We start from the raw sequence: 23118 nt of genomic DNA, 5'->3' as shown, positions 1-23118 counted from the left end.
CATGCGCCGAGCTGGGCGGATCATACCGGGCGGACACCGATCCGCCATCCTCCGCCAGGGGGATGTGCCATTCCGCGAATGGAGCGGCATCATTTCGCACGTGACGGAATCGGAGCAGGCACGACTGACCGCATGGGTGCACGGCCACGTGCAAGGCGTGGGCTTTCGCTGGTGGACCAGGTCCCGGGCTCTCGAGCTGGGCCTGGTCGGCAGCGCCACCAACCTCCCGGGGCGACGCGTCGAGGTCGTCGCCGAAGGCCCCCGCGACTCCTGCGAGCGCTTCCTGGAAGTCCTGCGCTCCGGCGACACCCCCGGCCAGGTCGACCACGTAGCCGAACTCTGGAGCACCCCCAAGGGCGGCCTCACCACCTTCGTGGAGCGCTGACAGTTTTGCCTAAAACTGTCAGACCCCCAGCGCCCGAAATGTCCGGGCAGTTTTAGGCAAAACTGTCGCAACCTGCGGTTCTGCGTTGGTGTGGCGAGTCCGACCGGTAGGGTTTGGCGGACGAAGCAGTCGAAGATCCGGACAATCCGCGGGAAGGTCGATCGCAGCCGTGCATCTCAAGAGCCTGACGCTGAAGGGGTTCAAGTCCTTCGCCTCGGCCACCACGCTGCGCTTTGAACCCGGTATCACCTGCGTGGTCGGCCCGAACGGATCCGGCAAGTCCAACGTGCTCGACGCGCTCCGCTGGGTGATGGGCGAGCAGGGCGCCAAGGACCTGCGCGGCGGCAAGATGGAGGACGTGATCTTCGCGGGCACCGCGGGACGAGCCCCGCTTGGCCGCGCCGAGGTCACCCTGACCATCGACAACGCCGATGGCGCGCTGGCCATCGAGTACACCGAGGTCTCCATCACCCGCCGGATGTTCCGCGACGGGGCCAGCGAATACGAGATCAACGGCAACACCTGCCGGCTGATGGACGTGCAGGAACTGTTGTCGGACTCGGGCATCGGCCGCGAGATGCACGTCATCGTCGGCCAGGGGCAGCTATCGTCGATCCTGCAGGCCAAGCCGGACGAGAACCGCAGGCTCATCGAAGAGGCCGCGGGTGTGCTCAAGCATCGCAAGCGCAAGGAAAAGGCGCTGCGCAAGCTCGACGCGATGCAGGCCAACCTCACCCGGCTCACCGACCTCACCAGCGAGCTCCGCAGGCAACTCAAACCGCTGGGCAAGCAGGCCGAGATCGCGCGCAAGGCGCAGACCGTGCAGGCCGACCTGCGCGACGCGCGGCTGCGCCTGATCGCCGACGAACTGGTCACCGCTCGCGCCGATCTGGCCCGCGACGAGGCCGACCAGGAAGCCGCTCGCGCCAAGCGCACCGAGGTCGAGCGGGCGCTGCAACACGCCCAGTCGGAGGAGAAGGCGCTCGAGGAGAAGGTCTCGGCCGACGCGCCGCGGCTGAACAAGGCGCAGGACACCTGGTACCGCCTCTCCGCGTTGGAAGAGCGGTTCAACGGCACGCTGCGGCTGGCCAACGAGCGCCACCGGCACCTGACCGCCGAGACCGAGGAGCACCGGCCCGGCAAGGACCCCGACCAGCTCGAGGCCGAGGCCGAGGAGGCCGCCGAGGAAGAAGTCGAGCTGCGCGAGCAGGTCGAGCAGGCCCGCGAAGCGCTCAACGAGGTCGTGCAGCGACGTTCCGAGCTGGAGAACCGGCTCAAGCAGGCCGAGCAGGCCCACCTCGCGGCCGTGCGCGCCATCGCCGACCGCCGGGAGGGCGCCGCCCGGTTGTCCGGCCAGGTGGAGTCGTTGCGCGGCACGGTCAGCGACAGCGCCAACGAGATCGAACGCCTCGACGAGGCACTGGTCGAGGCCACCACCACGGCCGAGGAGGCCGAGCGCCAGCTGGCCGATGCCGAAGAGGAGTCCGGCGGCCAGGACTCCGACGACGCCGGCTTGCAGGAACGCCGCGACAACGCCGCCGAGGCCCGCAAGGCCGCTCGCGCCCGGGTCGAGGAGCTGGTCAAGGAGGAGCGCGCCGCGGAACGCGAGATCGCCTCCTGGAAGGCCCGCGTCGAGGCGCTGTCGATGGGCTTGCAGCGCAAGGACGGCGCCGGTGCGCTGATGTCGGCAGGAGATCGGGTTCCCGGGTTGCTCGGTTCGGTCGCCGCGCTGCTCAGCGTCGAGCAGGGTGCCGAGGCGGCGCTGGCCGCAGCGCTCGGCGCGGTCGCCGACGCGGTCGTCGTCGGCGGTGTCACCGATGCCGTCACCGCGCTGGAACTGCTCAAGGCCGACGATGCCGGCCGGTCCGGCGTGGTGATCGGCTCCGACGCCGATGTCGACCGCTCGTCCTGGCCCGCCCTGACCGGCTCCGCCCGCTGGGCCGTCGACCTGGTCACGGCTCCCGACGAGATGCGCGGCGCGGTGCTGTCCGCGCTCGACAAGGTCGCCGTCGTCGAAACCCTCGACGACGCGCGGGACCTCGTGCAGAACCGCCCGGACGTGCGCGCGGTGACCTCGGCCGGTGACGTGCTGGGCGCGCACTGGGCCGCCGGCGGGTCGGACGACCAGCAGAGCGTCATCGAGGTGCGCGCCGCCGTCGACGAGGCGGAACGCGAGCTGGCCGCTGCCGAGCGTCGCCTCGAGCAGCACTCCGCGGCGCTGGAAGGTGCTCGCGCCGAGGAGGAGGCGCGTCGCGACGAGGTCCGCGCGGCCGAGGAACAGATCAACGAGGCCAAGGTCGCCCGCGCGCGCAGCACCGAGCGCCTCTCCAGCATGCAGAAGGCCGCGCGCAGCGCGCGTTCCGAGGCCGAGCGGATTCGCGAGCAGCGGGCCAAGGCCGAGCAGACCCGCGAGGAGTCCCTGGCCAAGCTCGCGGAGCTGGAAGAGCGCCTCGCGGTGGTCAACAGCGAGCAGGAGCAGGCCGACGAGCCGGACACCGAAGAGCGCGACCGGTTGTCCGCTGAACTGACCACCGTTCGCCAGCAGGAGATGGACGCGCGGCTCGCGCAGCGCACCTCCGAGGAGCGGGCCAGGTCCGTGCAGGGGCGCGCCGACCAGTTGCGCCGCGCGGCTCGGCACGAGCGCGAGACCAGGGCGCGAGTCGAGGCGGCCCGGCAGGCGCGTGAGCGCGCGGCTCGCGTCACGCGCGCGGTGATCGACGGCGCCGAGTCCGCGCTCGGCCGGGTCACCGTCTCGCTGCGGGCGGCCACCGAGGAGCGCGACAGCGCGCAGGCCCAGCAGGCCGAGCACGAGCAGGCGCTGAGCAACATCCGCGCGCGGGTGCGCGAGCTCTCCGGTGAGCTGGAGAAGCTCGTCGACGCGGTGCACCGCGACGAGGTGGTGCGCGCGGAGCAGCGGTTGCGGATCGAACAGCTCGAGACCAAGATCATCGAGGAGTTCGGGATCGGCCTGGACGACCTGGTGGAGGAGTACGGGCCGACCGTGTCGGTGCCACCGGGAGCCGCCGAGATGGCCGAGTACGAGGCGGCCAAGGAACGCGGCGAGGACGTCAGCGCTCCGCAGCCGGTGCCCTACGACCGCGAGGCTCAGGAGCGCCGGGCCAAGCGGGCGGAGAAGGACCTGTCGTTGCTGGGCAAGGTCAACCCGCTGGCGCTGGAGGAGTACGCGGCGCTGGAGGAGCGCTACAAGTTCCTGTCCACCCAGCTCGAAGACCTCAAGGACAGCCGCCGCGACCTGCTCAGCGTGGTCAAGGAGGTCGACGAGAAGATCCTCGAGGTCTTCAGCTCGGCCTTCGAGGACGTGGCCAAGGAGTTCGAGACCGTCTTCAAGGTGCTCTTCCCCGGCGGGGAAGGTCGCCTCACGCTCACCGATCCGTCCGACCTGCTCACCACCGGTGTCGAGGTCGAGGCCAGGCCACCGGGCAAGAAGGTCAAGCGGCTCTCGCTGCTCTCCGGTGGTGAGAAGTCGCTGACCGCGGTGGCCATGCTGGTGTCGATCTTCCGCGCCCGGCCGTCGCCGTTCTACGTGATGGACGAGGTCGAGGCCGCGCTGGACGACACCAACCTGCGCAGGCTGATCACGCTGCTCGATCAGCTGCGCAGCGCCTCGCAGCTGATCATCATCACGCACCAGAAGCCGACCATGGAGATCGCCGACGCGCTCTACGGCGTGACCATGCGCGGCGATGGCATCACGCAGGTCATCTCGCAGCGGTTGCGCGCCGAGTCCAAGCCCGGCGAGGAGGTCGAGGGCGCCCCCGAGGAAGGCGACGTGGCCTCGGTGCTCGACTAGGACTTCCGCGGGAGCCGCTGAGCCCGGCGGCTGTGACAGTTTTGCCTATAACTGTCAGGCCTTCGCGCCCGAAACGTCCGCACAGTTTTAGGCAAAACTGTCACGTCGGCGAGTGAGTCGTGCCCGAGGTGCCGGTTCGTCGGGGCTACGGGGTCAGGGCGTAGGCGATGGCGAAGGCGACCAGGCCGGCTACCAGCGTCGTGCCCAGGGCGATCAGCCAGGTGGGTGCGGTTTGGCGAGACCGGTGATCGCGCTGTCCGGGGCTGATGAGCCTCGGGGCGGCGCGGTTGTGCAGTTCCGGCCTGCGCAGCTCGGCACGGCACTGGGCGCACTCGGCCAAGTGCGTCCGCATCATCAGCCAGTCGACGTCGGCCAGCGCGCCGGACTTGAAGTCCGGAAGCAGGTCCTGGAATTCCGCGTGATCCGTGTCGTGCATGACCCCGTCCTCGAACGCCCGATGTGATCAGGATCGGCCGTGGGAGCCTCGTGCTGAAGGATCCTCCGCTCGATCGTGGGACTCGCAAGTCCGGTGTCGGGAGCGAGGAGCGGATGCGCGAGGATGTGCTGAGTCCAGGCAGGCATAGGAGAGCTCGATGACCAACCCGTACGGCCCGCCGCCAGGGCAGCAGCCATATCCGCAGCAGCCGATGGCGCCCGGTCACCCCCAGGCAGGACCCCCGGCCGGTTATCCGCAATCCGGTCCGATGCCCGCTCAGCAGGGATACCCACCGCAGGGCGGCATGCCCCCGCAGGGGCCCCCGTCCGGGCCGATGCCGCAGCAGCAGGTGCACCCGCAGGGCATGCCGCAGCAGCAGATGCCTCCCCAGCCGCCGATGGCTCCGCCGCCGCCCGGGATGGGCCGCCTGCTCATCGACTGCTCGTACCACTGGCTGGCGTTCCTCTTGGTGCTGTTCAAGCCGCAGGTCACGATCAACGGCCAGCCGGGTCCGAAGCTGGAGTGGGGCAAGAACCCGATCGACCTGCCGCCCGGGCAGCACCAGATCCAGGTCCACGTGAACTACCTGTGGAAGGTCGGGCACACCACCGCGGTGATCCCGGTCAACCAGGGCCAGACCCAGGACGTCTTCTACGCGGCGCCGTCGCTGGTGTTCCTGCCGGGCGCGATGGGGCCGACTCCGCAGGAGACCCCGGGCAAGGTGGCGGCGATCGCGGTGTCCGCGGGCACGGCGCTGTTCGTCTTCTTGGCGCTGGTGCTGCCGCTCCTGCTGGGGTGATTCCACCAGGCGAAGAGATCGGGCCCGGCGGACGCTCCGCCGGGCCCGATCCTTCTCCGGGCTAGGACACCGGATCGCTCTCCGGTTCGGTGCTGTGGCGCAACGAGAGCAGCCCGCCGACCACCAGGGTGACGATCACGCCAAGCGGCGCGTACCAGGGGAACGCGAGACTGGTCCGCCCGCCTTCGCCGTCCGGGAAGGTGACGCCGAAGGCGAAGAACAGGACGACCACGAGCGTCGCCGCGAACGCGATGATCGCGTCGACCTGCCGGGCCCGCTTGATCAGCAGACCGAGCAGGAACGCGCCGAGCAGGGCGCCGTAGGTGTAGCTGGCGATGCTCAGGCCGACCTCGACGACCGGGTTCTCGGTGCTGGTGAACATCGACGCGAAGACCACGAACACCAGCGCCCACACCAGGGTCCAGATCTTGCCCATCCGCAGGACCGCGGAGTCGTCGCCGCGCTTGGTCAGCCGCTGGTAGAGGTCGCTGACCGTCGAGGTCGACAGCGAGTTCAGCGAGGAACCCAGGGTGGACATCGCGGCGGCCAGGATGCCCGCGATGAACAGCCCGGACAGGCCCGGCGGCAGGTCGTTGACGATGAACCGCGGGAACAGCTCGTCCGAGTTCGCCATGCCCATCTCGGCCGGGGCGGCGCCGCCGAAGAACGACCACAGCATGGTGCCGATGAACAGGAACAGCCCGAACTGCAGGGCCACCACGAGGCCGCTGGTGATCAGCGCCTTCTGGCCGTCGCGCAGGGTCTTGCAGGCCAGCAGCCGCTGCACCATCAGCTGGTCGGCGCCGTGCGAGGCCATCGCGAAGACGGCACCACCGATGACCGCGGTGAAGAACGCGTACTGGTCGGTGACGATCGAGGAGCCGAAGTCCAGCACCTGGAACTTGCCCTCGGCGAGCGCGTTGGAGAACCAGTCGGCCGGAAGCCTGCCGGCGAGCACGATGCCCGCCAGGATCGCACCGCCGACGTAGACGATCAGCTGGATCGCGTCGACCCACACCACGGCTCGGATCCCGCCGACGTAGGTGTAGATCACCGTCAGCAACGCCAGCAGGAACACGATCTGCCAGTAGGCCAGGTCGACGCCGAAGGCCAGCAGCATCACCTTCACCGGGATCGCGGTGGCGAACAGCCGCAGCCCGTCGGCCAGCAACCGGGTGATCAGGAAGGTCACCGAGGCGGTGCCCTGCAGAGCCGAGCCGAACCGCTGGCCGAGGAACGCGTAGGCGCTGACCAGGTTCCCCGCGAAGTAGCGGGGCAGCAGCACGAAGGCGACCACGATGCGGCCGATCAGGTAGCCGATGGCCAGCTGCAGATAGGTGAAGCTGCCCAGGTAGGCGACCGTCGGCACGCTGATGACCGTCAGCGTCGAGGTCTCGGTGGCCACCACCGAGAAGCACACCGCCCACCACGGCAACCGCCTGCCGCCGAGGAAGTAGTCCCGCGAACTCTTCTGCTTGCCGCTGAGCAGGATACCCACTACGGGCATCGCGACCAGGTACATCCCGATCACGACCAGGTCGAGCGCTCTCATCGTTTCCCTTCCTGTGTGGTGGTCAGCACGCGCAGCCGAGTCGGTCGGCGGGTGGCGGGCTCGGGCATGCGCAACGGGCCGGCCCCGGGCGTGATCGAGCCGAGCGCGCGCGGCCCGGCGGCACCGGTGGTGCCCGGTGTGTTCCCGGGAATGGAGTGCCAGGTGAGAAACCCCAGCAGCGCGGTCAGGATCGCTTCCTTGTCCTGGGCGGGCAGCCCGAGCTCGTCGCTGATCAGCACCGGTACTTCCAGCTCGCGGCGCAGGGCGGCCAGCAGCACCGGGTTGTGCACGCCGCCGCCGGAGATCACGACCTTGCTCCCGCCCTCCGCGCGGCAGGCGTCGGCGATGGTGCGCGCGGTCAGCTCGGTGAGCGTGGCCAGCAGATCGGCGTCGGTGATCGGCGAGTCGAGCACGCGGGCCAGGTACTCGGCGTTGAAGTGCTCCTTGCCGGTGGACTTCGGGGCGGGCCGTGCGTAGTAGTCGTCGGCGAGCAGTTCGGCGAGCAGTTCTTCGTCGACCGTTCCCGTGGCGGCCAGCGCGCCACCGGTGTCCTGCTGCCTGCCGGTGCGCCGCCGCGCGGCGGCGTCGAGCAGCGCGTTGCCCGGCCCGGTGTCGTAGGCCAGCGGGCGCGGTCCGCCGACGACGGTGAGGTTGGCGATCCCGCCGATGTTCACGGCCACCGGCACCCCCGGCTCCTCGGCCAGCCACAGCGCGTCGAGGACTCCGGCCAGCGGGGCGCCGTGCCCACCTGCGGCGACGTCCCGAGTGCGCAGGTCGGAGATCACCGGCAGCCCGGTGGCTTCGGCGATCCACGCGGGTTGGCCGATCTGCAGGGTTCCCAGCGCCCGGTCGCCGGAGACCCAGTGGAAGATCGTCTGCCCGAGCGAGGCGATCAGTTCGGCGCCGCCGGCGAGTTCGACGCCCAGCCGTGCGGCCTCGGCGAACCGCTGCCCCACCAGGGTGTCCAACCTGCACAGCGTCGCGGCGTCGCACTCGCCGGGTGGCAGCGCGGCCAGCAGCTCCCCGCGCAGCTCCTCGGGATAGTCCAGCGAGGTGGAACCGAGCGACCGCAGCTCGATCGCATCCCCGTCCAGACGTAGCTCGGCGACGGCGACGTCGATGCCGTCCATCGACGTGCCGGAGAGCAGCCCCACCACGCGCGCCCACTGCATACCTGTGGTCTATTCCACATCGACAGGGAAAAGCAAGCACTTTGCGCCTTTGTTGGTGAATTGCTGACCGGCGGTGGCAGGTGCTTCCTGCGGTGATCAGGCCAGGTGGGAGGATGGATCGGTGACCACCTCAACCCTGATTTCGATCATCGTCGTCGTCGCGGTGGTGCTGGCGGTCGCCGTGGTCGCCGGTGTGGTGCTGAACCGCCGTCGGCGGATCAGCCTGCGCGAGAAGGACGAGACCCCCACCGCCAAGGGCGGCGGGTACCAGGCGGGCAGCGGCATCAGCCTGGCCAGCGGCGGCGGCGCCACCACGGCGACCCCGCCCGAACACCCCGTGGACGACCGCACCGAGGTGGAGGGCCAGCCCGGGATCGGCGATGACGCCGCGGTGCCCCGCGACAGCGCGAAGCGCGGCATCGTCGACGTGGAGCTGCCCAACGGCCAGGCCACCGAAGCCCCGGAGGCTCCGGAATCCCCGGAGGTGCCCGAGCAGTCCGCCGCCGAACCGGAGGCTCCGGCGCGGCCGGAGGCTCCGGCCGCGCCGGAAGCGCCCGCGGCTCCCGAGGCGCCGGCCACGCCCGAGGCTCCTCCCGTGCCGGAAGCCCCGGCTGAGCCCGAGGCCCCGGAGAAACCCGAGGTCCCGGAGAAGCCGGCTGCGCCGGAACCCGAGCCGGCCGCGCCGGAGCAGGTCGAGGAGATCGAGCCCACCGCCGGTCGCTTGGAGCGGCTGCGCGGAAGGCTGTCCCGCTCCCGCTCGACGTTCGGGCAGAGCCTGCTCGGCCTGCTCGGTGCCGGTGACCTCGACGAGGACTCCTGGGAGGAGATCGAGGACACCCTGCTGATGGCCGACCTGGGCGCGGCCACCACCACCGAGATCACCGAGCGCCTGCGCAGCGAGGTGGCTTCCCGGGCGATCCGCAGCCCGGAGGAGGCCGGCGCCCTGCTGCGCGAGGTGCTCGTCGACGCTCTCGGCACGGGCATGGAGCGTTCGGTCCGGGCGCTGCCGCACGGCGACCCGGCCGACGGCGGGAAGCCGGCCGTCGTGCTCGTGGTCGGCGTCAACGGCACCGGCAAGACGACCACGACCGGCAAGCTCGCGCGCGTGCTGGTCGCCGACGGCCGCAACGTGCTGCTCGGCGCGGCCGACACCTTCCGCGCCGCCGCGGTGGAGCAGTTGGCGACCTGGGGCGGCCGGGTCGGCGCCGAGGTGGTGCGCGGCAAGGAGGGCGCGGATCCGGCGAGCGTGGCCTTCGAGGCGGTCAGCCGGGGCAGCGAGACCGCGGTGGACGCCGTCCTGGTCGACACCGCGGGCAGGCTGCACACCAAGACCGGCCTGATGGACGAGCTCGGCAAGGTCAAGCGGGTCGTGGAGAAGAAGGCGCAGGTGGACGAGGTCCTGCTCGTCCTCGACGCCACCACCGGGCAGAACGGACTCATGCAGGCCCGCGTGTTCTCCGAGGTCGTCGACGTCACCGGCATCGTGCTGACCAAGCTCGACGGCACCGCGAAGGGCGGCATCGTCTTCCAGGTCCAGCGCGAGCTCGGCGTCCCGGTCAAGCTCGTCGGCCTGGGCGAGGGCCCGGACGATCTGGCTCCCTTCGAGCCCGGCGCCTTCGTCGACGCCCTGCTCAAGTAACCGACCAGAGCACCCGCACGCAGCAGCCCCCAGGTCCCGGACCCGGGGGCTGCTCTGCGTTCAGCCCAACGCGCCGAAACCCGGTCACCCCAACCCGAGAATCTCCAGATTCCCGCGCATACGGGGTCGAATTCTGTCCCTGATGCGGAGATTCGCCCGATCGCCGGGGCTGGGTTGATTGTTTTGTGGGGAAAGTTACGGGTGGGGGTGGTGTTGTGGAGGGCCGGCCTGTAGTTGAGTGGTGGTGCCCCGGCCTGGTCTGGACCGATGGTGTTCGCACTGGTGTGGTCCGGGGACGTCCGAACTCCGAAGGGAACTTTTCTGTGGGCACCGATGTCCAGGGTGTGCGGCCGACCACCAGGCTCGCCGCCGCGATGACCTTGGTCGTGGTCGTGCTGGTGGCGCTGGCGCTTCGCCCGCCGTTCACGGCGGTGGCGCCGCTGCTGGAGCGGATTCAGCGCGATCTCGGGGTGTCCGAGACCTTCGGTGGCGTGCTGACCACGCTGCCGGTGGTGTGCCTGGGAGCGTTCGCCTTCGTCGCGCCCCGGCTGCGGCAGCGCTTCGGCGATGAGCGCGTGCTGCTCGGCTGCCTGGTGGTGCTGCTCGTCGGCAACTCGCTGCGCGCGCTGGGCGACATGGCCTCGCTGCTCGCGGGCACCGTGATCGTCGGCGCGGGGATCGCGGTGGCCAACGTGGCCGTCCCCGGACTGATCAAGCGCGACTTCCCGCACAACGTCCCGGCGATCACCGCCGCCTACACCATGTGCCTGACGCTCGGCGGCGCGATCGCTGCCAGCGTCGTGGTGCCGATCGGCGCCGCCCTCGGCTCCTCGTGGCAGGCACCGCTCGGCCTGCTCGCGGTGCCGGTGCTGATCGCTTTGGTGATCAGCCTGGTCGCCGTGCGCCACAGCTCCGGCGCCCCGCCGCTGCCCGCCAGTCCTGGCAGGCTCTGGCGCAGTCCGCTGGCCTGGCAGCTCACGTTCTTCATGGGCCTGCAGTCCTCGCTGGCCTACGTCGTGTTCGGCTGGCTGCCCACGATGCTGCAGAGCCGCGGCATGAGCCCGGAACTGGCCGGGCTCGCGCTGGGCGTCCAGGCCGCGATCCAGGCCACCGGATCGCTGAGCATCCCGGTGCTGTGCCGGAGGATGCGCGACCAGCGGCCGATGATCGTGGTGCTGTCGCTGCTGCTGATGCTCGGCTTCAGCGGCATCCTGCTCGGCCCGGCCGCCGGGCTCTGGCCCGCGGTGGCGGTGCTGGGCTTCGCGCAGGGCGCCGCGTTCGGGCTGGCGCTGACCCTGCTCGGGCTGCGCGCGCCGGACAGCGACACCACGACGGCGCTGTCCGGGATGGCTCAAGGTGGGGGTTATCTCATCGCCGCGGCGGGTCCGTTGCTGATCGGGCTGCTGCACGACGTGACCGGTGGCTGGACGGCGCCCGCCGGGCTGGTTCTCGCCTGCGCAGCGGGATGGTTGCTGTTCGGGCTCTCCGTCGGGAGGCCGGTGCAGGTGCCCTCGGTGGTGAGTGGCGTAACGCGGAATTGACATGGCAATCCGCGCGTAACCGTCCGCGGAGCACTCTTCATGCCCGCGTAACGGCAGAACGGCGCGCTTGAAACACGTACTCCCCAGGATACGGCGCAACTCGGTCCGCACGGGGAGGCAATGTGAATTCAGGCGACACCGCATGGGTGCTGGTATGCGCCGCTCTGGTCCTGCTCATGACGCCAGGGCTGGCGTTCTTCTACGGCGGCATGGTCCGCTCGCGCGGCGTGCTGAACATGCTGATGATGAGCCTCGGCTCGATCGGCGTCGTCGGTGTGCTGTGGGTGCTGTTCGGCTACTCGATGGCCTTCGCCACCGACGTCGGCGGGTTGGGCCTGCTGGCCAACCCCTTTGAGAACTTCGGCCTCGCAGGCCTGCTCGGCGAGGACTCGCTGTCCGGCACGATCCCATCCCTGGCCTTCGTCGGCTTCCAGGCGATGTTCGCGATCCTCACGGTCGCGCTGATCTCCGGTGCCATCGCCGACCGCGCCAAGTTCGGCCCGTGGCTGCTGTTCGCGGCCCTGTGGGCGACCATCGTGTACTTCCCGGTCGCGCACTGGGTCTTCGCGTTCGACGAAACCGACGACGCGGGCAACGTGACGGCGGTCGGAGGCTGGATCGCCAACCGCCTGGGCGCCATCGACTTCGCTGGTGGCACCGCGGTGCACATCAACGCGGGTGCCGCCGCGCTGGCGCTGGCCCTCGTGCTGGGCAAGCGCAAGGGCTGGCCGAAGGACCCGGGCAAGCCGCACAACCTGCCGTTCGTGGTGCTGGGCGCGGGCCTGCTGTGGTTCGGCTGGTTCGGGTTCAACGCCGGTTCGGCGCTGGCCGCCGACGGTACTGCGGCCTTCGTGCTGGTCAACACGCTGGTGGCGACGTCGGCCGCGATGCTGGGCTGGCTGCTGATTGAGCGCATCCGCGACGGGCACGCGACCACTCTGGGCGCCGCCTCGGGCATCGTGGCCGGTCTGGTCGCGATCACGCCGGCCTGCTCGTCGGTGACCCCGGTGGGGGCCATCGCCATCGGCGCGATCTCCGGCGCGATCTGCGCGCTGGCCGTGAGCATGAAGTTCAAGTTCGCCGTCGACGACTCGCTCGACGTGGTCGGCGTGCACCTGGTCGGTGGCCTGCTCGGCACGCTGCTGGTCGGTTTCTTCGCCTCCGACGTGGCTCCGGAGGGCGTCAACGGCCTGCTCTACGGCGGCGGCGTCGACCAGTTGTGGCGACAGGCCGTCGGCGCGATCGCGGTGCTGGTTTACTCCTTCGTGCTCAGCCTGGTGCTGGCCTACGTCGTCAAGGCGATCGTCGGCTTCCGGGCGAGCGCCGACGACGAGACCGCCGGCATCGACGAGGCCGAGCACGCCGAGACCGCTTACCACTTCGGTGACGACCGGTCCGCCCGCCGCGCCTCGGCCGCCGCCGGTGTCGACGACCGAAAGCTGGAGGGCAGCCGCGCATGAAGCTGGTGACCGCGATCGTCCAACCATCCAAGTTGGACGACTTGAAGGAGGCGCTCGGCAGGCTCGGGGTGCTGGGCATGACCGTGAGCGATGTGCAGGGCTACGGCAGGCAGAAGGGGCACACCGAGGTCTACCGGGGTGCCCAGGTCTCGGTGGACTTCATCGAGAAGCTGCGCGTCGAGGTGCTGGTGGACGAGACCGACGTCGACAAGGTGGTGGACGGGATCGTCAACGCGGTCCGCACCGGCAAGGTCGGCGACGGCAAGGTCTGGGTCACCTCCGTGGAGAGCGTGACCCGCGTCCGCACCGGCGAGACCGGAGTGGAAGCGATCTGATCCGCTGAGCAGCGAGAAGGCGTCCTCGGTCGAAGTGCCGGGGGCGCCTTTCTGCGTGCTTTCGCCGATTCCTCCCGGCTGGGAATGCGTAGTAATACGCATCCGCACTCAGGCAGGTTCACGGTCTCGCGCGGGCCCCGCGACCGGCAGACTCTTCGGTGCGACGCGGTGATGGGGAGGTCCGGGAAGCACCGCCCGTACTGGGGGTCGGGCGGATTCGCGGGATCGCGCGTGGTGCAGGGGGACGTGGGCGGCGGGGGCAGTGCCGCCCACGTGGCGAACCGGGTGCGGTACCCCGTAGCGCACCGGGAACGAGCGGGAAGCGGTCCGCAGGGCGGGCCGCTTCCCGCTTTCTTCGCGCGGCAGAAGGTCAACCCAAGATCACCGACCGCGTAATCTGTGAATCATCGAGGACTTATCGGATGCCTTAGAGGCGGACGCGGACGCGGACCCGCTGCCCGCGGTGTGCATCACCAGGCGAACGCTGGTGGTGCTGGCCGGGCTGCCCGGCGCGGGCAAGAGCACCGCGCTCGGCAAGCTGCGCACCGATTCCGGCGTGCTCCGGCTGGATTCCGACCAGGTCCGGTCCCGGCTGCGCGCGGCGCTGCCCGCGGTGCCCTACCGCTACTACCGTCCGCTGGTGCACGCCTTGCACCGCGGCCGGATAGCGCTGGCCTGCGTGCTGGCGCGCGGACCAGTGGTCGCGCACGAGCCCGCCACCCGGGCGGGCACGCGCGCGCTGTTGCTGCTGCTGGCCCGGCTGAGCGGGCGGAAGGCCGTGCTGCTGTGGTTGCACGCCGACGCGGGCGAGGCGTTGCGCGGGCAGCGCTCGCGGGGCCGCTTGATCCGCTCGCGCTCCTTCGAGCGGCACGCCAGGCGCGCCGGACGCGTGCACCGCGAGCTGCTCGCGGGCAACCCTCCTTCTGGCTGGTCCGCGGTGCGGCAGCTCACTCGCGAGGAGGTCGCCGCCGGCCTGCGAGTGGAGGTCGGCACGTGATGTGCGTCCCGTTGGGCCGGGGCGGGGACGCACGCGGAGATCTCGATCGCTAGGCTGGACAACCGGTGCTGCGGCAAGGGGCCGCTGCACCAGGCTGAGAATCATCGAGCTGCGGGTCACTGGCAACAGGGTGTGCGTCGGGTGGAGCGCGCGGTTCGAAGCGCAAGCGGAGCCCATGGCCGGGTATTCAACCGAGTCCACGCATCGCCCCGGATCACAGTGTGGGGCGCGGTAGTGCCGGGCCGTTTCCGCGTCATCAGCCCCACTGCCGAACCCACCTAGGGAGACCCGCTTACCGCATGCCTACCTTTGCCGAACTCGACCTCGACCAGCGCGTCCAGCAGGCGCTGACCGAGAGCGGCTACGAATCCCCCTCGCCGATCCAGGAGCAGACCATCCCGCTGCTGCTGGAAGGTCGCGACGTCCTGGGGCTGGCGCAGACCGGCACCGGCAAGACGGCGGCGTTCGCGCTGCCGGTGCTGTCGAACATCGACCTCAAGGTCACCAAGCCCCAGGCGCTGGTCCTCGCACCGACCCGTGAGCTGGCCATCCAGGTCTCCGAGGCGTTCCACAAGTACGCCGCGAACCTGCCCGGCTTCAACGTGCTGCCGATCTACGGCGGCACCTCCTACGGCCCGCAGCTGTCCGGCCTCCGCCGCGGCGCGCACGTCGTGGTCGGTACCCCGGGCCGGGTCATCGACCACCTGGAGAAGGGCTCGCTGGACCTCAGCGGCCTGACCAACCTGGTGCTCGACGAGGCCGACGAGATGCTGCGCATGGGCTTCATCGAGGACGTCGAGAAGATCCTGCAGTCGGTGCCCTCCAGCCGTCAGGTCGCGCTGTTCTCGGCGACGATGCCGCAGGGCATCCGCAAGATCACGCAGAACTACCTGAACAACCCGGCCGAGATCTCGGTCAAGACCAAGACCAGCACGGCCACCAACATCCACCAGCGCTACGTGCCGGTGCGCGGCGGCAACAAGATGGATGCGCTGACGCGGATCCTCGAGGTCGAGCCGTTCGACGCGATGATCGTGTTCGTGCGCACCAAGCAGCTCACCGAGGAGCTGGCGGAGAAGCTCAAGGCCAGGGGACTGGCCGCGGCGGCGATCAACGGCGACATCGCGCAGGCCCAGCGCGAGCGCACCATCGGGCAGCTGCGCGACGGCAAGATCGACATCCTGGTCGCCACCGACGTCGCCGCTCGCGGGCTCGACGTCGAGCGCATCTCGCACGTGTTCAACTACGACATCCCGCACGACACCGAGTCGTACGTGCACCGCGTCGGCCGCACCGGCCGGGCCGGGCGCAGCGGGGAGGCGATCCTGTTCGTCTCGCCGCGCGAGCGGCATCTGCTGCGGGCCATCGAGAAGGCCACCAGGCAGAGCATCGAGCAGATGGAACTGCCGACCATCGAGGCGGTCAACGAGCGCAGGCTGGCCAAGTTCGCGCAGAACATCACCGAGACGCTGGCCAAGGGCAACCTGGAGGTCTTCCAGGAGCTGGTGCGCGAGTACGAGCAGAACAACGACGTGTCCGCCACCGAGATCGCCGCGGCGCTGGCCTCGATGGCTCAGGGCGACCGTCCGCTGCTGCTGGAGGCCGAGCCGGAGCCGCAGCGCCGGGACAACGCGGCGTTCCAGCCGAACGGGTCCGACACCGAGACCTACCGGGTGGAGGTCGGCAGGCGGAACCGGGTCACGCCGCGCGCGCTGGTCGGTGCGCTGGCCAACGAGGGCGGCGTGTCGAGCAAGCACATCGGGCACATCGACATCCGCAACGAGCACACCCTGATCGAGCTGCCCGCGGACCTGCCGGAGGACCTGCTCGGCAAGCTGCGCAACACCCAGGTGGCCGGCCGCGGGCTGAAGATCACCCGGGCCGACGGCGAGATCATCAGCCGCCGCCCGCGCCGTCCCGCCCGGAGCGGGGGCGAGCGAGACAACAAGCCGCGCCCGCACCGCAAGGGCGGTCAGACCCGCGCTCCGCAGGGGCGCACCGACGGTCCTCGCCGCGAGTTCCGCCACTCCGGAGCTTGATCAACGCGAAACCCGGGCCTCCTTTCAGGGGGCTCGGGTTTCGCTTGCGAGCAGGGTAAGCTGAGAGGTCGTTTCGCGGCCGTCGCCGGGGCTTGGGCCCGGCCGGTTACCCTCGCTTAGGTACCCCATCGACTTGGAGCCCGTGAACCCGTGTTCGACACTCTCTCCGACCGGCTCAATTCGGTCCTGACGAACCTGCGCGGCAAGGGACGGCTGTCCGAAGCCGATATCGACGCCACGGCGCGGGAGATCCGGATCGCCCTGCTCGAAGCCGACGTGGCGCTTCCCGTGGTGCGCAGCTTCATCAAGGGTGTCAAGGAGCGGGCCAAGGGCGCTGAGGTCTCGCAGGCGCTGAACCCGGCCCAGCAGGTCGTCAAGATCGTCAACGAGGAACTGGTCGGCATCCTCGGCGGGGAGACGCGCAGGCTCGAGCTGGCCAAGAACCCGCCGACGGTGATCATGCTGGCGGGTCTGCAGGGTTCCGGTAAGACGACCCTGGCGGGCAAGCTCGCCAAGTGGCTCTCCGGCCAGGGCCACACCCCGATGCTGGCGGCCTGCGACCTGCAGCGCCCGAACGCGGTCAACCAGCTGCAGGTCGTCGGTGAGCGCGCCGGCGTGCCGGTGTTCGCTCCCGAGGAGGGCAACGGCGTCGGCGACCCGGTGCAGGTCTCCCGGGACAGCATCGACGAGGCCAAGCGCGCCCAGCACGACATCGTCATCGTCGACACCGCGGGCCGGCTGGGCGTCGACGAGGAGATGATGAAGCAGGCCGCCGACATCCGGGACGCCGTCAGCCCGGACGAGGTCCTGTTCGTGCTCGACGCCATGGTCGGTCAGGACGCGGTCACCACCGCCGAGGCCTTCCGCGACGGCGTCGGCTTCTCCGGCGTGGTGCTGACCAAGCTCGACGGTGACGCGCGCGGTGGTGCCGCGCTCTCGGTCCGCGAGGTCACGGGTCAGCCGATCATGTTCGCCTCCAGCGGCGAGAAGCTGGAGGACTTCGACGTCTTCCACCCGGACCGGATGGCCAACCGGATCCTGGGCATGGGTGACATGCTCACCCTCATCGAGCAGGCCGAGCAGGCCTTCGACCAGGACCAGGCCGAGAAGGCCGCCGAGAAGATGGGGACCGGCCAGCTGACGCTGGAGGACTTCCTCGAGCAGATGCAGGCCGTGCGGCGGATGGGTCCGCTGCAGAACCTGCTCGGCATGCTGCCGGGCGCCGGTCAGATGAAGGACCAGCTGGCCAACTTCGACGAGAAGCAGCTGGACCGCATCCAGGCGATCATCCGCGGCATGACGCCCGCCGAGCGGGAAGACCCGAAGATCATCAACGCCTCTCGCCGCCAGCGCATCGCGCGCGGTTCCGGCGTGAACATCAGCGATATCAACGACCTGGTCAACCGCTTCTTCGAAGCGCGCAAGATGATGCAGAAGATGGCCGGTCAGTTCGGCGGCGGTGGTGGTGGCGGCACCAAGAGCCGCAAGGGCAAGAAGGGGAAGAAGGGCAAGAAGGGCAAGGGTGGCCCGACCCCGCCGAAGGGTATGAAGGGCATGCCCGGAGGTATGCCCGGCATGATGCCTCCCGGCGGCATGGGCGGCGCGCCCGGCGCGGGCCCCGATCTGTCCAAGCTGGAGGGTGGAATGAACCAGCTGCCACCCGGGTTCGACCCGTCGAAGCTCAACTTCGGCAAGAAGGACAAGTGACGGCGCTGCACCTGCGCGCCGCGGTGCTGCCCGACGGCGCGCAGCGGGACCTGTGGATCGCCGATGGCCGGATCAGCCTGGAGCCGGTCGCCGACGCGGAGACCGTCTTCGACGGCGGGTACGTGCTGCCCGGGCTCGTCGACGCGCACTGCCACGTCGGCATCGGGCCGGACGGCCCGGTCGAGCTCGACGAGGCCGCCCGGCAGGCCGAAACCGACCGGGATGCGGGCACTCTGCTGATCCGCGACTGCGGCGCGCCGATCGACACCCGGCCGCTGCAGCGGCGCGCGGACCTGCCGCAGATCATCCGCGCGGGTAAGCACCTGGCCCGGCCCAAGCGCTACATCCCGAAGCTCTCCGACGACCTCGAGGACGAGACGGACCTGCCCGCCGCGGTCGCCGAGCAGGCGGCCTACGGCGACGGCTGGATCAAGCTCGTCGGCGACTGGATCGACCGCTCGGCGGGCGACCTCGCCCCGCTGTGGAGCGAGGAAGTCCTGTCCGAGGCCATCGGCACCGCGCACGAGCTCGGCGCCCGGGTTACCGCGCACGTGTTCGGATCGGATGCGCTGCCCGGACTGATCAACGCGGGCATCGACTGCATCGAGCACGGCACCGGCCTGACCGATGACACCATCGACCTGATGGCCGCTCGCGGGACCGCGCTGGTCCCGACCCTGGTCAACATCGAGAACTTCCCCTCGTTCGCCGCCGCGGCCACCAAGTACCCGGACTACGCGGCGAACATGACCGGGCTCTACGAGCGCGCCGACACCACGGTGGCCAAGGCCATCGAGGCCGGTGTGCCGGTCTACGCGGGCACGGACGCGGGCGGCGGCATCCCGCACGGTGCGCTGGCCGACGAGGTGCGCGCGCTGCACCGGGTCGGCATGTCCCCCGAGCAGGCGCTCGGAGCGGCTTCCTGGGGCGCTCGCAGCTGGCTCGGCTGGCCCGGGCTCGAGCACGGCGCCCCGGCCGACCTGGTCTGCTACGAGGCCGATCCGCGCGAGGACCTGGGTGTGCTGGGCAAGCCGAAGCGGATCGTGCTGCGTGGCGCGGTGTTCGGCGGCTGAGCGCGCCTCGGTCTCGGTGAAAACGGCTCTGACAACCGTTCTCACATTCCACTCGGGATCGGCACCACCCCTGACGAGCATTTAGGGTGAAAGTGTCGAGGGGAGGGTGTTGTGGGGGAGCAACCGAACCGGGGGCCGTACCGACCCGTGGGTCCGGGAACCCCGCAGCTGCATTCAGCTTTCTGGGAGGCCGACTGGGAGGCTGCCAGGCGAGGCACGTTGGCCTGGGGTTTCGCGGCCTTCTTCATCGGCTACGGCGGCTACTACCTGGTGGGGATGCTCCTGGGCGCACTGCTGCCGGACAACAGCGGTGGTTTCGACCCGTCCGAGCCGCCCGACACCGGGCCGTTGCTGCTGCTGGCCTTCGCGCCGAACATCCTGCTGGGGCTGGTGCCCGCGGTGTTGTCCTGGTGGCGTGGCAACGGACTGCGCTCGGACTTCGGCATCCTGCCCAAGCGCCGCGACTTCCGGGTCGGCTTCGCGTGCGGGCTCTGCGCGCTCTTCGGCTCGCTCGCGGTCACGCTCGTGGTCATCAGCCTGTCCGGGCCTCCACCGGAGACCGGCCTGACGCGGCTGATGCAGGGCGACCGGACGGTGTGGTTGTTCCTGTTCGCGCTGTTCGCCTTCCTGGGGGCTCCGCTGACCGAGGAGCTGCTGATGCGCGGCGCCCTGTGGGGCGCGCTGGAGCACTACCGCGTGCCGCGCTACGTGATCCTGGTGCTGACCACGCTGATCTTCGCGCTGATCCACCAGGAGGTCTGGCGCACGCCCGTGCTGCTGGTGGGCGGACTGGCCATCGGCGCGGCTCGCATGATCACCGGCCGCGTCGCGGCCAGCATGGTGGCCCACGCGACCAACAACTTCCTGCCCGCCCTGCTGCTGTTCGCCGTGGCGCAGTGAAAACCCGGCGCAGCCCCGGGCGGGGCAGGAGTAACCTGGCGGCTTCGCCCGGTGCCCGCAAGCCGACACCGCCGGTGGCTCCCGCCCGCCGAGCGGCACCACGGAGGCTCCCGTGTCCACACCGCACGCATCCGAGACCGAATCAGAGCCGGTGAGGTCCGGTCCGTCCTGGGCAGCGCCGGCTCCGGTGCGCACGCATCGCTGGGGGCTGGGCGCGTTCCTGTTCGCCGAAGCGGTGTTCGTGCTCACATCGGTCGTGCTGGCCGCCGTCTTCAGCGCGCCGGGCACCGCCGCGGTGGTGCTGATGCTGGTGTTGCCCACTGTGCTGGCGGGGCTGGTCGCGGTCGGGATCACCCTGGTTCGCGGCAACGGTCCGAGGCTGGACTTCGGGTTGCAGTGGCGCCGGTCGGACGTGACCACCGGCCTGGCCATCGGCGGCATCGGGTTGGTCACCACCATGGTGGCGACCACGCTGTGGATGCGGTGGGAGGGCGCGGGAGCGAACTCCACGGTCAGCAGCGTGCTCGACGGTGTGCGGCTGCCGCCCGCGCTGGCGGTGCTGGTGTTCCTGCACATCTGGCTGGTCGCTCCGGTGTGCGAAGAACTGCTCTACCGCGGGCTGCTGTGGGGCGCGATGGAGCGGATGCGCTGGAGCCAGCTCAACGTGTTCGTGCTCAGCACCGCGCTGTTCGCCATCGGTCACCTCGAACCGTCGCGCACCTGGCTGCTGCTGATCATCGCGATCCCGATCGGGCTGGCCAGGATGGTCACCGGCCGCCTGACCGCGAGCGTGATCGCGCACCAGGTCAACAACTTCCTGCCCGCGGTCGGCGTGCTGCTGATCGCAATGGGCTGGATGCCCGCATGACCCTGGCCAGCGCGACCCCGTACCCGCTGTTCGGGTGGTATCTGGCAGAATGAGTGGCTGTTCGCCGCGAGGGGTCCCTCTCACCGCTTGTGGCCCATTGACGTACGAGCATTCCACGCCGTTGCCCCACGCGGTCGGGGCATGCTCATCCCACGAACGAGAGTCTGAGGAGCACCAGCACCCGTGGCTGTGAAGATCAAGCTCGCGCGGATCGGTAAGGTCCGCGAAGCGCACTACCGCATTGTGGTCGCCGACGCCCGCACCCGCCGCAACGGCCGGTTCATTGAGACGATCGGTCAGTACCACCCGAAGGAGAACCCGAGCGGTATCAAGCTCGACTCCGAGCGGGCGCAGTACTGGCTGGGTGTCGGTGCGCAGCCGACCGAGCCGGTGCAGGCGATCCTCGAGGTGACCGGCGACTGGCAGAAGTACAAGGGCCTGCCGGGCGCCGAGGGCACGCTGCAGGTCGCCGAGCCCAAGAAGTCCAAGCAGGAGCTGTTCGCGGAGGCCCTGCAGGCCGCCGAGTCCGAGCCGACCGTCGAGGCCACCACCCCGAAGAAGAAGGGTGGCAAGAAGGCCGAGGAGAAGGCTGAGGACAAGGCCGAGGAGAAGACCGAGGAACAGGCGTGACCGTCCTCGCGGACTCGCTCGAGCACCTGGTGCGCGGCATCGTCGACAACCCCGACGATGTCCGCGTTCAGCTGCTCACCACCCGGCGCGGTCGCACCCTCGAGGTGCACGTGAACCCGGACGACCTGGGCAAGGTGATCGGTCGCGGTGGACGTACCGCGACCGCGCTGCGCACCGTGATGACCGGCATCGGTGGTCGCGGCATCCGGGTCGACGTGGTCGACACAGACCGCTGACGCGGCCATGAGCGCGAAGTCCGAAGCCCTCGCTGTGGGGCGCGTGGTGCGCCCGCACGGCGTGCGGGGCGAACTCGTCGTCGAGGTGCTCACCGACAGCCCGGAGCTGCGGTTCGCGCCCGGTTCGGTACTGGGGACCAAGCGGCGGGGCCAGCGCAGCGGGGTGCAGGGCACGCAGGAGCTCACCGTGGTAGCCGCCCGGCAGCACGCCGGGCGGCTACTGCTGCGCGCGGAGGGGGTCAACGGCCGGGAGGCCGCCGAGGACCTCCGCGACACGCTGCTGACCGTCTCGGCCGACGAGGCCGAGACCGGGCAGGACGAGGACGAGTTCCACGACACCGAGCTCACCGGCCTGCGCGTGGTGCGGGTCACCGGCGAGGCGGTCGGCGAGGTGTGCGACGTGCTGCACGGACCCGGTGGTGACCTGCTGTCGGTGCGCACGCTCGACGAGGGCGAGGCGCTCGTCCCCTTCGTGGCCGAGATCGTCCCGGAGGTCGACCTGGAAGCGGGCACCCTCACGATCGACCCGCCTGAGGGCTTGCTGGACTAGGAACCGCCGAGCACCGTCGCCCGCAGCCGTCCGGCGCGGGCGTTTCTTCATCCTGAGGGCCGCATGCGCATCGACGTCATCACCATCTTCCCCGACTACCTCAACCCGCTGCGGGAAGCGTTGCTGGGCAAGGCGATCGAGCGGGAGCGGATCTCGGTCGGGGTGCACGACCTGCGGGAGTGGACCCACGACGTGCACCGCGCCGTGGACGACAGCCCGTATGGCGGTGGCCCGGGCATGGTGATGAAGCCCCAGGTGTGGGGCGAGGCGCTCGACGCGGTCTGCGGCACTCCCGAGGAGCCCGCCGCGCAGGGTGTCCCGCGACTGGTCGTGCCCACGCCCGCGGGCAGGCCCTTCGACCAGCAGACCGCCGTGCGCTGGTCGCAGGACCCGTGGCTGGTGTTCGCCTGCGGCCGCTACGAGGGGATCGATCAGCGGGTCATCGACGACGCCGCCTCCCGGATGCCGGTTGAGGAGGTCTCCATCGGCGACTACGTGCTCGTCGGGGGAGAGGTCGCCGCGCTGACCATGATCGAGGCGGTGGTCCGGCTGCTGCCAGGGGTGCTGGGCAATCCGATGTCGGCGGAGCAGGACTCCTTCTCCGACGGCCTGCTCGAGGGGCCGTGCTACACCCGTCCGGAGGTCTGGCGGGACCAGCCGGTGCCGGACGTCCTGCGCTCCGGCAACCACGCCGCGATCGACCGCTGGCGCCGCGACCGGGCGCTGGAGCGCACCTACCACCGGCGCCCCGATCTGCTGGCCAGGTTGCCGGAAGAGGACCTGGATAAAGCCGACCGGAAGCTGCTCGATAAACTGATGTCGTCGGATGCTTCCGACGAGTCCCCGGATGCCGGAGAGCCACCGCGTTGACCCTGCTGCGCAGGGGCCGGTTCATTCACCGGAACGCGGCTCTGGCACACTGGAGAGGTTGATGTACTCGAGCTATCCAGCTTGATGTGCGCAAAGCAAGTTCACCCCGTGTCAAGCG

The 23118-nt window shown here is 70.2% G+C and carries 20 protein-coding genes; 17 read left to right on the top strand and 3 right to left on the bottom strand.

All coding sequences use genetic code 11. The annotated features are described in order from the left end of the window. Nucleotides 1-100: 100 nt before the first annotated feature. Complete coding sequence (locus ABD289_RS19630; protein WP_344134764.1) at nt 101-385, top strand: acylphosphatase; 285 nt, start codon at nt 101-103, stop codon at nt 383-385. 169 nt (nt 386-554) lie between these two features. Then, entirely contained in the window at nt 555-4196 is a 3642-nt protein-coding gene (gene smc, locus ABD289_RS19625) for a chromosome segregation protein SMC (protein WP_344134761.1), read from the top strand. 145 nt (nt 4197-4341) lie between these two features. On the opposite strand, the gene ABD289_RS19620 is transcribed toward smc, so the two are convergent. Next, nucleotides 4342-4632 (bottom strand): zf-HC2 domain-containing protein, encoded by a 291-nt coding sequence (locus tag ABD289_RS19620; RefSeq protein ID WP_344134758.1) that lies wholly within the window; start codon nt 4630-4632, stop codon nt 4342-4344. Nucleotides 4633-4789: 157 nt separating this feature from the next. Between ABD289_RS19620 and ABD289_RS19615 the strand changes: the two genes are divergently transcribed. Beyond that, a complete protein-coding gene (locus tag ABD289_RS19615; RefSeq protein ID WP_344134755.1) occupies nt 4790-5431 on the top strand; it encodes a hypothetical protein in 642 nt (213 codons plus the stop codon). A 61-nt stretch (nt 5432-5492) separates the two neighbouring features. Here the strand turns inward: ABD289_RS19615 and ABD289_RS19610 are convergent, their stop codons facing one another. Beyond that, nucleotides 5493-6983, bottom strand: a complete 1491-nt coding sequence (locus ABD289_RS19610) for a sodium:solute symporter (protein WP_344134752.1) — start codon at nt 6981-6983, stop codon at nt 5493-5495. Next, nucleotides 6980-8155 (bottom strand): anhydro-N-acetylmuramic acid kinase, encoded by a 1176-nt coding sequence (locus ABD289_RS19605; RefSeq protein WP_344134748.1) that lies wholly within the window; start codon nt 8153-8155, stop codon nt 6980-6982. Before ABD289_RS19605 ends, ABD289_RS19610 begins: the two co-directional genes overlap by 4 nt. 121 nt (nt 8156-8276) lie before the next feature. On the opposite strand from ABD289_RS19605, the gene ftsY reads away from it, so the two are divergent. From ftsY to trmD, 14 genes are all read left to right on the top strand, one after another. After that, nucleotides 8277-9794, top strand: coding sequence for a signal recognition particle-docking protein FtsY (ftsY, locus tag ABD289_RS19600; RefSeq protein WP_344134745.1), 1518 nt, complete (start codon nt 8277-8279; stop codon nt 9792-9794). A 323-nt stretch (nt 9795-10117) separates the two neighbouring features. Continuing rightward, on the top strand, nt 10118-11335 hold the full coding sequence (locus ABD289_RS19595; protein ID WP_344134742.1) for a CynX/NimT family MFS transporter: 1218 nt from the start codon (nt 10118-10120) through the stop codon (nt 11333-11335). Nucleotides 11336-11457: 122 nt separating this feature from the next. Beyond that, a complete protein-coding gene (locus tag ABD289_RS19590) occupies nt 11458-12795 on the top strand; it encodes an ammonium transporter (RefSeq protein ID WP_344134739.1) in 1338 nt (445 codons plus the stop codon). Next, the gene (locus ABD289_RS19585) at nt 12792-13130 is read left to right on the top strand and encodes a P-II family nitrogen regulator (protein ID WP_344134736.1); all 339 of its coding nucleotides are present in this window, start codon (nt 12792-12794) and stop codon (nt 13128-13130) included. The genes ABD289_RS19590 and ABD289_RS19585 overlap by 4 nt, the downstream gene beginning before the upstream one ends. Before the next feature lie 463 nt (nt 13131-13593). After that, on the top strand, nt 13594-14127 hold the full coding sequence (locus ABD289_RS19580; RefSeq protein ID WP_344134733.1) for an AAA family ATPase: 534 nt from the start codon (nt 13594-13596) through the stop codon (nt 14125-14127). A 299-nt stretch (nt 14128-14426) separates the two neighbouring features. Then, nucleotides 14427-16166 (top strand): DEAD/DEAH box helicase, encoded by a 1740-nt coding sequence (locus ABD289_RS19575; protein ID WP_344134729.1) that lies wholly within the window; start codon nt 14427-14429, stop codon nt 16164-16166. Nucleotides 16167-16316: 150 nt separating this feature from the next. Beyond that, a complete protein-coding gene (gene ffh / locus ABD289_RS19570; protein ID WP_344134726.1) occupies nt 16317-17873 on the top strand; it encodes a signal recognition particle protein in 1557 nt (518 codons plus the stop codon). Next, complete coding sequence (locus tag ABD289_RS19565; RefSeq protein WP_344134723.1) at nt 17870-18946, top strand: metal-dependent hydrolase family protein; 1077 nt, start codon at nt 17870-17872, stop codon at nt 18944-18946. The genes ffh and ABD289_RS19565 overlap by 4 nt, the downstream gene beginning before the upstream one ends. Nucleotides 18947-19165: 219 nt before the next feature. Further along, nucleotides 19166-19846, top strand: coding sequence for a CPBP family intramembrane glutamic endopeptidase (locus tag ABD289_RS19560; protein ID WP_344134720.1), 681 nt, complete (start codon nt 19166-19168; stop codon nt 19844-19846). 112 nt (nt 19847-19958) lie between these two features. After that, nucleotides 19959-20714, top strand: coding sequence for a CPBP family intramembrane glutamic endopeptidase (locus ABD289_RS19555; RefSeq protein WP_344134717.1), 756 nt, complete (start codon nt 19959-19961; stop codon nt 20712-20714). Between the two features lie 183 nt (nt 20715-20897). Beyond that, complete coding sequence (gene rpsP / locus ABD289_RS19550; RefSeq protein WP_344134714.1) at nt 20898-21344, top strand: 30S ribosomal protein S16; 447 nt, start codon at nt 20898-20900, stop codon at nt 21342-21344. Next, nucleotides 21341-21580: an RNA-binding protein gene (locus ABD289_RS19545; protein WP_344134710.1), complete on the top strand. Its 240-nt coding sequence runs from the start codon at nt 21341-21343 to the stop codon at nt 21578-21580. Before rpsP ends, ABD289_RS19545 begins: the two co-directional genes overlap by 4 nt. A gap of 7 nt (nt 21581-21587) precedes the next feature. Beyond that, entirely contained in the window at nt 21588-22130 is a 543-nt protein-coding gene (rimM, locus tag ABD289_RS19540) for a ribosome maturation factor RimM (RefSeq protein WP_344134706.1), read from the top strand. A 63-nt stretch (nt 22131-22193) separates the two neighbouring features. Continuing rightward, nucleotides 22194-23000, top strand: a complete 807-nt coding sequence (gene trmD, locus ABD289_RS19535; protein WP_344134703.1) for a tRNA (guanosine(37)-N1)-methyltransferase TrmD — start codon at nt 22194-22196, stop codon at nt 22998-23000. The last annotated feature ends 118 nt before the right edge of the window (nt 23001-23118 follow it).

Source organism: Saccharopolyspora halophila (genome assembly GCF_039531955.1).
Taxonomy (GTDB): Bacteria; Actinomycetota; Actinomycetes; order Mycobacteriales; family Pseudonocardiaceae; genus Saccharopolyspora; species Saccharopolyspora halophila.
Note: the sequence above shows the minus strand (reverse complement) of the source record. Positions and strands in the feature narration are given on the sequence as shown.